This is a genomic window from Lichenihabitans psoromatis, from assembly GCF_004323635.1.
Classification (GTDB): domain Bacteria; phylum Pseudomonadota; class Alphaproteobacteria; order Rhizobiales; family Beijerinckiaceae; genus Lichenihabitans; species Lichenihabitans psoromatis.
The window spans coordinates 2,034,708-2,045,000 of record NZ_CP036515.1 but is presented as its reverse complement, the minus strand read 5'-3'; the positions used below and the strand labels follow the sequence as shown (position 1 = coordinate 2,045,000).

Here is a 10,293-nt window from a genome sequence, read left to right as displayed (position 1 = left end):
TAGGTTTCGGGTCTAATCCGACGAACTAAACGCCCTGTTCAGACTCGCTTTCGCTGCGCCTACACGTAACCGCTTAAGCTTGCTCGTCAGATTAAGTCGCTGACCCATTATACAAAAGGTACGCTGTCAGCCAGGACGAACCTTGGCCTCCAACTGTTTGTAGGTATCCGGTTTCAGGAACTGTTTCACTCCCCTCGTCGGGGTGCTTTTCACCTTTCCCTCACGGTACTTGTTCGCTATCGGTCGCTGAGGAGTACTTAGGCTTAGAGGGTGGTCCCCCTACGTTCAGACAGGATTTCACGTGTCCCGCCCTACTCATGGCTCCATGACTCTCTTCCGCATACGGGGCTATCACCCGACTATGGCCCGGTTTTCCAACCGGTTCTGCTCAATCATCACAAAGCACTGGCCTGGTCCGCGTTCGCTCGCCACTACTAACGGAGTCTCGTTGATGTCCTTTCCTCCGGGTACTTAGATGTTTCAGTTCCCCGGGTTAGCTTTTGTGTCCTATGAATTCAGACACAAATACCCTCATGTGACCTTGCAATTCCAAACCTTGCCCAACCCCTCGCAGAATCAGACAACAGCTTAGAGTTACAAGGTCGAAGGTGGGTTTCCCCATTCGGACATGTCTGGATCAAAGCCCGTTCGCGGCTCCCCAAACCTTATCGCAGCGTACCACGTCCTTCATCGCCTCTCAGCGCCAAGGCATCCACCAGATACCCTTAAGGCACTTGATCGCTCTCATTATCAATGCTCACCCCGCCTGCGCCAAAGCACAGCTGTTTATCGCGTGGGTTACAGCGTCGCTCACTCAAGAGCCGTCACGAACAGAGCCTCGGCAGACCCCTCACAACACGCATGCGTCACCAGATCGGCCAATCCATCCTTGCGGACGATCCACCAACCCAGTCAAAGCATCGATCCGTCTTTAAAGACCATTTTTTGCTTCAAACACATCCAACATCCCCACCTGCGGTCAAGCTGATAGGACACGGCCCAAAGGCCGTCGGTTCGACACGCATATCCGCCGCTCGCCCAGGGTCAAAACCCCACCACGATCAGCATGCGCCCCAAACGTTCGGATGCATTCCCTCTTCACAATGTTAAACAACCCGCCTGCAGCAGACCCCAAAGGATCAAGCCCCAAGCAAAACTTTTTCCGATATGCGGATCGCTCAGCCTCGGCCAACCCAACGTCGGCCAAAGCGAATGGTGGAGCCTGACGGGATCGAACCGACGACATCCTGCTTGCAAAGCAGGCGCTCTCCCAGCTGAGCTAAGGCCCCGTTCCGTTCCATCAAAGCCAACAGCCAAACCGCCCCGGCCTCAACGTCAACATGGTGGGCCTGGGAAGACTTGAACTTCCGACCTCACGCTTATCAAGCGCGCGCTCTAACCAACTGAGCTACAAGCCCGAACCTGATCCCCGCCGCCCAGCGAGACAACCCATCTTGCGACAGAGGCCTCAAACCGGACCAGCGGTCCCGCATATCAATGGAAGAAAGAGAAACGTTAGACGGCGCCGACATCCCGCATTGCCGACCATGACTGGTCGTTGATTCTAAAACAGCCGAAGAGCGCCACCCGGTCCGAAAACCAGGATCGTCTGAACAGCCATCCTTAGAAAGGAGGTGATCCAGCCGCAGGTTCCCCTACGGCTACCTTGTTACGACTTCACCCCAGTCGCTGACCCTACCGTGGTCGCCTGCCCCCTTGCGGTTAGCGAAACGCCTTCGGGTAAAACCAACTCCCATGGTGTGACGGGCGGTGTGTACAAGGCCCGGGAACGTATTCACCGTGGCGTGCTGATCCACGATTACTAGCGATTCCAACTTCATGCACTCGAGTTGCAGAGTGCAATCCGAACTGAGACGGCTTTTTGAGATTTGCGCGGGGTCGCCCCGTAGCATCCCATTGTCACCGCCATTGTAGCACGTGTGTAGCCCAGCCTGTAAGGGCCATGAGGACTTGACGTCATCCACACCTTCCTCTCGGCTTATCACCGGCAGTCTCCCTAGAGTGCCCAACTGAATGATGGCAACTAAGGACGTGGGTTGCGCTCGTTGCGGGACTTAACCCAACATCTCACGACACGAGCTGACGACAGCCATGCAGCACCTGTGTTCCAGCCCCTTGCGGGAAGGATCTCATCTCTGAAAACCATACTGGACATGTCAAAAGCTGGTAAGGTTCTGCGCGTTGCTTCGAATTAAACCACATGCTCCACCGCTTGTGCGGGCCCCCGTCAATTCCTTTGAGTTTTAATCTTGCGACCGTACTCCCCAGGCGGGGTGCTTAAAGTGTTAACTGCGCCACTAAGCTGCAAGCAGCCTAACGGCTAGCACCCATCGTTTAAGGCGTGGACTACCAGGGTATCTAATCCTGTTTGCTCCCCACGCTTTCGCGCCTCAGCGTCAGTACCGGGCCAGTGAGCCGCCTTCGCCACTGGTGTTCTTGCGAATATCTACGAATTTCACCTCTACACTCGCAGTTCCACTCACCTCTCCCGGACTCAAGACTTCCAGTATCAAAGGCAGTTCCAAGGTTGAGCCTTGGGATTTCACCTCTGACTTAAAAACCCGCCTACGCGCCCTTTACGCCCAGTTAATCCGAACAACGCTAGCCCCCTTCGTATTACCGCGGCTGCTGGCACGAAGTTAGCCGGGGCTTCTTCTCACGCTACCGTCATTATCGTCGCGTGCGAAAGAGCTTTACAACCCTAAGGCCTTCATCACTCACGCGGCATGGCTGGATCAGGCTTGCGCCCATTGTCCAATATTCCCCACTGCTGCCTCCCGTAGGAGTTTGGGCCGTGTCTCAGTCCCAATGTGGCTGGTCATCCTCTCAGACCAGCTACCGATCGTCGCCTTGGTGAGCCGTTACCAACACCAACTAGCTAATCGGACGCGGGCCATTCCTTCGGCGATAAATCATTCGCCCTCAGGCCGTATTCGGTATTAGCTTAAGTTTCCCCAAGTTATTCCGAACCGAAGGGTATGTTCCCACGTGTTACTCACCCGTCTGCCACTCACCTTGCGGTGCGTTCGACTTGCATGTGTTAAGCCTGCCGCCAGCGTTCGTTCTGAGCCAGGATCAAACTCTCAAGTTGTAGGCTTCAATAAAGAAACCACAGAGAATTTGCTCCGGCTAAGTCATCATTACACCCCTTCACAGAGGTCTCTCTTGACGAGTAACCCAGATCTCTCAAAACCCAACCTAGCAAAACTAAGCCAAATCCCAAGAAACCCAGATGTAACGTAGACCGCCAGATTATCCCATTCGATCGATTGCTCGATCCGCAAGGATATCAGACGCCGCCTACGTTTCTCTTTCTTCCGATTCAAATGTCAAACAGCGAAACTCAAGACGAAAAGCACCCCAGCCCAAAGACCAAAATACCCAAACGACAAAATCCAGCACCCCAGGGCCCTACCCGGTCGCTACCCCTACAAAATAATGCAGAAGATGGATCATCGCCGCCGCAGAACCAAACCTCGTTGGCCCCGCCGTCGATGACCGTCTTCTAGGGAAAGCCGCCGAGCCTGTCAACTCCCTAAATCACATAAAAATGACAGACAGGGCTGAACCCTAGGCAGATGGTGCCTCTTCCACAGGCATAGAACGCGCGCGCGTCTGAGCGTGATCCCGCTGCGTGGGATTGGCGCAACAGTGTCGGATCGTTCACGGGCGAGACGCGCAAAAACGACGATTCGGCCTCATTGTTTAACCTGTCATTCACACCGCCATAGCCCTATGATCGCTAAGATTTTAGGGAACTCACCGATGGACCTGAGCGACAATCCGATCACCAAGATCCTCCTGGCCGAAGACGATAACGACATGCGTCGGTTTCTGGTCAAGGCGCTACAAAATGCCGGCTATAACGTCGCCTCTTTCGACAATGGACTGTCGGCCTATCATCGCCTTCGGGAAGAGCCCTTCGAGCTTCTCCTCACCGATATCGTCATGCCGGAGATGGACGGGATCGAACTGGCCCGCCGCGCGACCGAACTCGACCCCGACATCAAGGTCATGTTCATTACGGGGTTTGCGGCGGTGGCGCTGAACCCCGACAACAATGCCCCGAAGGAAGCCAAGATCCTCTCCAAGCCCTTTCACTTGAAGGATCTTGTGGGCGAAGTGCAGCGCCTCCTCGCAGCCTAAGCACCAGGCTCGACGGAGAAACGCGTCTCACCTCGCTTGAGTGGGACCCGTCTGGCAGCTAACAGAACCATCTCGATCTTTCGAAGGGATGGCGCGCTGACCCACGACCGCTTGACGTCAACCCGCATCGTCGCAGGCAGCCTCGCGGCTGTCGCCCTCACCTGCCTCGTCTTCACGATCACGCCGAGCCTCGATCTCCGCGTCGCCTCGATCTTCGCGCTCGGCAACAACCAGTTCGTCGGTCAGACCCCGCTCGGCAACGCGCTGCGTCGGCTGTTCTACTGGACGCCCTTCTGTCTATTCGCCGTCATGCTCGCGCTCTACGGCATGCGGCAATTGATGCGGTCTAGGATCTGGGCGCCGACAGGCGTCGGCTTGATCTTCATGGCGCTCAGCCTCGCGATCGGGCCGGGCCTCCTGGTCAACACGCTGCTCAAGGATCATTCGCATCGGCCGAGGCCTTATCAGGTCACGCAATTTGGTGGCGATCAGGCCTTCAAACCATTCTATCGCTTCGATGGTGAGTGCCGACGCAATTGCTCCTTCGTGTCAGGAGAAGGCGCCGAAGCTTTTTGGACCCTCGCGCCCGCAGTGCTGGTGCCCCTACCCTGGCGACCGATCGCCATCGCGGCCGCTTTGGTGTTCGGCGCCGCCACGAGTCTGCTTCGGATCGCCTTCGGTGGGCATTTCCTGTCCGACTCAATCCTCGCGGGACTATTGACCTGGTTGGTGATCCTCGCCTGCTGGCGGCTCGTCACACGCCTGTTCGGCGTCAGACCAGATGGCGTCGTCTAGCCTCCCGAGCGAGGCCCACGACACTTAGCGACGACAACAAAGGGACGAGTTCCGGCCAAGCGAGAGTCGATCGGCGACCGGCGACCGGCGCGGGATCGACCATCGTTGCGGCTTGGGAAAGATCGGCCGGAGATCGGGACGACGCAGCCCACCGGCTGAACGAAAAAGAGCCCGGCTTTCGCCGGGCTCCCATTCTAACAAGCAGAGCTGACTGTACGGACGACTTTAGAAGTCCATACCGCCCATGCCGCCGCCGCCACCGCCCATCGGCATGGCCGGCTTGTCCTTGGGGGACTCGGCAACCATGGCCTCAGTGGTGATCAGCAAGCCGGCGACCGACGCCGCATCCTGAAGAGCGGTCCGAACAACCTTGGCCGGATCAACGATCCCGGCTTCGATCATGTCGACATATTCTTCCGTCTGGGCATTGTAGCCGAAGGTCTGCGAGGCATTCTCGAGAACCTTGCCGACCACGATCGAGCCTTCAACGCCGGCATTATCGGCGATCTGACGGATCGGGGCTTCAAGCGCCTTCGAGATGATGTTGATGCCAGCCTGAACGTCCGGGATGTCGCTCTTCAGCTTCAACACGGCCGCCTTGGCGCGCAGCAGTGCAATACCGCCGCCGGGGACGATGCCTTCTTCAACGGCCGCGCGGGTCGCATTGAGGGCGTCGTCGACGCGATCCTTCTTCTCTTTGACTTCGACTTCGGTCGAGCCGCCGACGCGGATGACCGCGACGCCACCGGCCAACTTGGCCAGACGCTCCTGAAGCTTCTCACGGTCGTAGTCCGAGGTGGTCTCCTCGATCTGCGCCTTGATCTGCGCGATACGGCCGTCAATGTCGGACTTTTCGCCATGACCGTCAATGATCGTGGTGGTCTCCTTGTCGATACGGATCCGCTTGGCGCGGCCCAGCATCTGGAGCGTGACGGATTCAAGCTTGATGCCGAGTTCCTCGGAGATCATCTGGCCCTGAGTCAGGATCGAAATGTCTTCGAGCATCGCCTTGCGGCGATCGCCGAAGCCCGGAGCCTTGACGGCTGCGACCTTGAGGCCACCACGGAGCTTGTTGACCACGAGCGTGGCAAGAGCCTCGCCTTCGATGTCTTCGGCGATGATGACGAGCGGCTTGCCGGTCTGCACGACGGCTTCGAGAACCGGCAGCATGGCCTGAAGCGACGACAGCTTCTTCTCGTGGATGAGGATGTAGGGATCCTCGAGCTCGGCAACCATCTTCTCGGCGTTGGTGATGAAGTAGGGCGAGAGATAGCCGCGATCGAACTGCATGCCTTCGACGACGTCGAGTTCAGTCTCAGAGGTCTTGGCCTCTTCGACCGTGATGACGCCCTCGTTGCCGACCTTCTGCATCGCCTTGGCGATCATCTGGCCGATTTCCTTGTCGCCGTTCGACGAAATGGTGCCGACCTGAGCGACTTCGTCCGACGAGTTGATCTTCTTCGAACGCGACTTGATATCCTCGAGAGCTGCCGTCACGGCCATGTCGACGCCGCGCTTCAGATCCATCGGGTTCATGCCGGCTGCGACATATTTGGTGCCTTCACGAACGATGGCCTGAGCCAGAACGGTCGCGGTGGTGGTGCCGTCGCCGGCCTTGTCGTTGGTCTTCGAGGCCACTTCGCGCACCATCTGGGCGCCCATGTTCTCGAACTTGTCTTCGAGCTCGATTTCCTTGGCGACCGTCACACCGTCCTTGGTGATGCGGGGCGCGCCGAAGGACTTGTCGATCACGACGTTACGACCCTTGGGGCCGAGCGTAACCTTGACCGCATTGGCCAGAATGTCGACGCCGCGAAGCATGCGATCGCGGGCGTCGGACGAGAAACGTACGTCTTTAGCTGCCATGTTGATAGTCTCCTGAACCGTAGTTCAAATCTTGAAAGATGGATCGAGGCTCGAGGTCAGCCGACGACGCCCATGATGTCGCTCTCCTTCATGATAAGGAGATCTTGGCCGTCGATCTTGACTTCCGTGCCCGACCATTTGCCGAACAGAACCTTGTCGCCAGCCTTCACGTCGAGGGGGGTCAGCTTACCGCTTTCGTCGCGACCACCAGGTCCGACCGCGATGATCTCGCCTTCCTGAGGCTTCTCCTTGGCGGTGTCCGGGATGATGATGCCGCCCTTGGTCTTTTCTTCGCCTTCGAGGCGCTTGACGACCACACGGTCGTGCAGGGGACGAAAGTTCATGATGAATGTCCTATCGATACGGACCGGGAGCCTTCGCGAAGGCGCCGCGCGGTGCCAAAGCCGAGTGCCGATGCAGGTTGGCACTCTCGTGTGTCGAGTGCCAAAGCAGGCAGCGCCTATCTACGGACTCGCCCGTGAGGTGTCAAGATCGGCTCGCTTTTTGCCGCCGGAACCATCTCAGGACAGGCAGTCTGTGAGAACGAGGCACAGACCCAACGTCGCGACCAGCCAGACCAAGGTTCGAACATAAGGAACGCCGAACCAATAGAGCGGCACATAGATAACTCGCCCGGCCAAGTAGAGTTCAGCCCCCAGCACCGAAAGCGAGCCGTTGCGACCCGCCAGATGCGCGATCGCGACCGCGCCGAGGAACATTGGCAAGGTCTCCATCAGATTGCTTTGCGCTCGGATCAGGCGCGCGGTGCGACCCGAATAGCTCATCACGTCGTCGCGCGGCCCAGCCCCCCACGAGCGCGGTTCCTGCATGCGTTTGCCGATCCCCGCCAAGCCGAGTTGGACGAGAGCCAGGACGATGCTCCAACCCGCCAAGACGAGATCTTGGGTCACCAGATCGTTTTGCGTCACGAGGATTCCTGCGGTTGCGGCTGCGCGAACGGCGTCCTTTTGAGGCTCTTACCAAACGCGTGCAAGAGTGCCGACCCCCAAGATCCAAATAGACCGGCGCGGCAACACCACGAAAACGCTTGCTTTTGATGGCGTGGTAACGACCGCTGGGGTCGCCGGAGCAGACGATCCTGCACCTTTATGGCCCAAGGCACCCGCATGGTCGATGATGCAATCGCCTCAACCGCAGCATGTCGCGCCGGCTCGTGTCGCCTTGTCCTCGCCCCGCGCAGGCGAGGGTGGGTCGATCCATGATGGTTCAGCGACGCCGAGGCCCGGGCGCCATCCTCAGCCGCTTCACCCTCAAGCAAACCAGCACACTGATGGGCTCGCTCGGGCTTGTCCTCATCATTCTCACGTCCAGCTTCATCGTTTGGCACGAGCGTCAGACGCTCTTCGAAGAAGCGGAAGCCCACGCAGAGCAGTCGGCCTATTTTCTCGCCGACCACGCCAAACGCCTCTTCGAGGTCTCGGATATCGCGCTGCACGCGACCTTGAACGCCACCGCCGGTCGCGATTGGGACAACATCGAGCAGTCGAAGGACCTCGGAACCGACATGAGGAGCATGAATGCCATGCTGCCCTATGTGGACGACATCTGGCTCGTGGACGAAACCGGCCGCGTGCGACGAGCCACCGTGCCCGATCTACCCACCATCGTTTCGATGGCCGACCGGGCGGTATTCCGCAACGCCCAGCAGGCCGGCGACAAGCTCATCATCGGCGAGCCGATTGTCGGTCGCGTCTCGCATAAGCCGACCTTTCTAGTGGCCCGACGGATCGAGGCAGCCGACGGACGCTTTCGCGGTTTGGTGGCCGCCTCGATGGCGCTGTCTTACTTCACCGATTATTGGCAGCGGTTGGACGTGCGCAACGACGAGCGGATCGACCTCATCCGCGACGGCACGGGAGAAGTCTTGGCGCGCTATCCCGACCTCAAGACGATGCGGGCCCCTCACACGATCGGCCCCAGCGTGCTGGCAGCGGCGGCACTCGCGCCCGACGATGGCACCTTCGAGCCCGGCCCCCATCAATTCGGCTATTATCATCGCGTCGGCGATCTGCCCGTCTTCGTGGCGGTCGTCTTCCGCGACGGCGTCATCGACGCGCGCTGGCGAGCGTGGCTCTGGCGTTTCATCCCCTATGCGGCTGGCGCCTTCGTGGCGCTCGCCGGCATCATGATGCTGGGTCGCCGTCTGGCGCGTCGCGAGAGCCGCTCGCGGCGTGAGGTCGAAGCCGCACGGGCCATGCTCAGCGCGTCCAACACGCGGTTGGAACAGCGGGTCGCGGAGCGAACGGCCGATTTGCAGGAGACAAACCGTGAGGTGCAGCGGTTCGCCTATATCGTGAGCCACGATCTGCGTGCCCCGCTTGTCAACATCATGGGCTTCACGTCGGAACTGGACGGCCTTCGTGGACAATTATTCGCCGCAGGATCACCGGGCGCTCGAGCCGATGCACCCGACACGGTGAAAGCCGACTTCGATGAGGCGATCGGCTTCATCCAATCGTCGATCGACAAGATGGACAGGCTGATCAAAGCGATCCTCAGCTTGTCGCGTCAAGGCCAGCGGCACTTTCGACCGGAGGCGCTCGACATGGACCGTCTCATGCGCTCGATCGCGGACGGTGTCGCCCACAGGGTTCAGCGCTCCGGAGCCACGATCACGATCGCACCGCTGCCGCGTCTCATCGCAGATCGCATCGCGGTCGAGCAGGTGTTTTCCAACCTGGTCGAGAATGCGGTCAAATATCCGCAGCCGGGGGTCCCCGGTCGGATCCACATCGCGGCCGACGAATCCGCCACGACCGTGACATTCGAGGTGAGCGACAACGGGAGGGGTATCGAGCCGCAGGATCGCGAGCGCGTCTTCGAACTTTTTCGTCGGGCCGGGCAACAGGACGAGCCGGGCGAAGGCATCGGGCTTGCCAACGTGCGCTCGCTGGTTCGAAGACTGCAAGGCACCATCCGGCTCGATAGTAAGCCAGGGCTCGGCAGCGTCTTTACGGTAGTGCTGCCGAAAGCCGCCGACATGACGGAGGACGATGGATCATCATGACCCTACCGACCATCATCATGATCGAGGATGACGAGGGTCATGCTCGGTTAATCGAAAAGAACCTCCGCCGCGCAGGCGTCGAAAACGAGATCGTGCATTTCGGCGATGGAGCCAGCGCGCTCGCTCACCTTTTCCAACAGCGCGGGTTGCCGGCGGATCGCAAGGCTACTCCGCTGCTGATCCTGCTCGATCTCAACCTGCCGGACATGAGCGGCGCCGAGGTGCTGAAACGCGTCAAGGAGAATAGCATCTTGAAGCGGCTACCGGTCATCATGTTGACCACAACCGACGACAAGCTTGAAATCCAACGCTGCTATGACCTTGGCTGCAACGTCTACATCACCAAACCGGTGATTTATCAAAATTTCGCCGAGGCGGTGAGACAGCTCGGGCTGTTTCTATCCGTCATGCAGGTTCCCGAGCCGGCCTGACCTCAC

At 59.1% G+C, this 10,293-nt stretch carries 7 protein-coding genes, 2 tRNA genes and 2 rRNA genes (1 of these 11 cut by a window edge); 4 read left to right on the top strand and 7 right to left on the bottom strand.

The window, feature by feature from the left end:
* From EY713_RS09500 to EY713_RS09485, 4 genes are all read right to left on the bottom strand, one after another.
* Positions 1 to 740 (bottom strand): 23S ribosomal RNA (locus tag EY713_RS09500); it reaches 2,078 nt to the left of the window's first position.
* 473 nt (positions 741 to 1,213) lie between these two features.
* Positions 1,214 to 1,289: transfer RNA gene (locus EY713_RS09495), tRNA-Ala, on the bottom strand.
* Between the two features lie 52 nt (positions 1,290 to 1,341).
* Positions 1,342 to 1,418 (bottom strand) — tRNA-Ile (locus tag EY713_RS09490).
* 209 nt (positions 1,419 to 1,627) lie between these two features.
* A 16S ribosomal RNA gene (locus tag EY713_RS09485) occupies positions 1,628 to 3,112 on the bottom strand.
* Together the 16S and 23S rRNA genes with 2 tRNA genes alongside form the textbook arrangement of a ribosomal RNA operon.
* A gap of 674 nt (positions 3,113 to 3,786) precedes the next feature.
* Here EY713_RS09485 and cpdR point away from each other — a divergent pair.
* Entirely contained in the window at positions 3,787 to 4,167 is a 381-nt protein-coding gene (gene cpdR / locus EY713_RS09480) for a cell cycle two-component system response regulator CpdR (RefSeq protein WP_131114577.1), read from the top strand.
* A gap of 111 nt (positions 4,168 to 4,278) precedes the next feature.
* Complete coding sequence (locus tag EY713_RS09475) at positions 4,279 to 4,962, top strand: phosphatase PAP2 family protein (protein WP_131114576.1); 684 nt, start codon at positions 4,279 to 4,281, stop codon at positions 4,960 to 4,962.
* A gap of 225 nt (positions 4,963 to 5,187) precedes the next feature.
* On the opposite strand, the gene groL is transcribed toward EY713_RS09475, so the two are convergent.
* The 3 genes from groL to EY713_RS09460 all read right to left on the bottom strand — a co-directional run bounded on the left by groL (position 5,188) and on the right by EY713_RS09460 (position 7,757).
* The gene (gene groL / locus EY713_RS09470; RefSeq protein ID WP_131114575.1) at positions 5,188 to 6,828 is read right to left on the bottom strand and encodes a chaperonin GroEL; all 1,641 of its coding nucleotides are present in this window, start codon (positions 6,826 to 6,828) and stop codon (positions 5,188 to 5,190) included.
* A gap of 56 nt (positions 6,829 to 6,884) precedes the next feature.
* A complete protein-coding gene (groES, locus tag EY713_RS09465; RefSeq protein ID WP_129219255.1) occupies positions 6,885 to 7,172 on the bottom strand; it encodes a co-chaperone GroES in 288 nt (95 codons plus the stop codon).
* Positions 7,173 to 7,349: 177 nt separating this feature from the next.
* Entirely contained in the window at positions 7,350 to 7,757 is a 408-nt protein-coding gene (locus tag EY713_RS09460) for an MAPEG family protein (protein ID WP_245572956.1), read from the bottom strand.
* A 290-nt stretch (positions 7,758 to 8,047) separates the two neighbouring features.
* On the opposite strand from EY713_RS09460, the gene EY713_RS09455 reads away from it, so the two are divergent.
* Both EY713_RS09455 and EY713_RS09450 read left to right on the top strand, forming a co-directional pair.
* Complete coding sequence (locus tag EY713_RS09455; protein WP_165491083.1) at positions 8,048 to 9,856, top strand: sensor histidine kinase; 1,809 nt, start codon at positions 8,048 to 8,050, stop codon at positions 9,854 to 9,856.
* Positions 9,853 to 10,287, top strand: a complete 435-nt coding sequence (locus EY713_RS09450) for a response regulator (protein ID WP_131114573.1) — start codon at positions 9,853 to 9,855, stop codon at positions 10,285 to 10,287. The genes EY713_RS09455 and EY713_RS09450 overlap by 4 nt, the downstream gene beginning before the upstream one ends.
* Positions 10,288 to 10,293 lie beyond the last annotated feature (6 nt).

Excerpts from the sequence above, each read along its gene's own strand:
- groL (WP_131114575.1), bottom strand. The coding sequence starts at position 6,828 with ATGGCAGCTAAAGACGTACGTTTCTCGTCCGACGCCCGCGATCGCATG.
- EY713_RS09450 (WP_131114573.1), top strand. The coding sequence starts at position 9,853 with ATGACCCTACCGACCATCATCATGATCGAGGATGACGAGGGTCATGCT.
- EY713_RS09455 (WP_165491083.1), top strand. The coding sequence starts at position 8,048 with ATGATGGTTCAGCGACGCCGAGGCCCGGGCGCCATCCTCAGCCGCTTC.
- groES (WP_129219255.1), bottom strand. The coding sequence starts at position 7,172 with ATGAACTTTCGTCCCCTGCACGACCGTGTGGTCGTCAAGCGCCTCGAA.
- cpdR (WP_131114577.1), top strand. The coding sequence starts at position 3,787 with ATGGACCTGAGCGACAATCCGATCACCAAGATCCTCCTGGCCGAAGAC.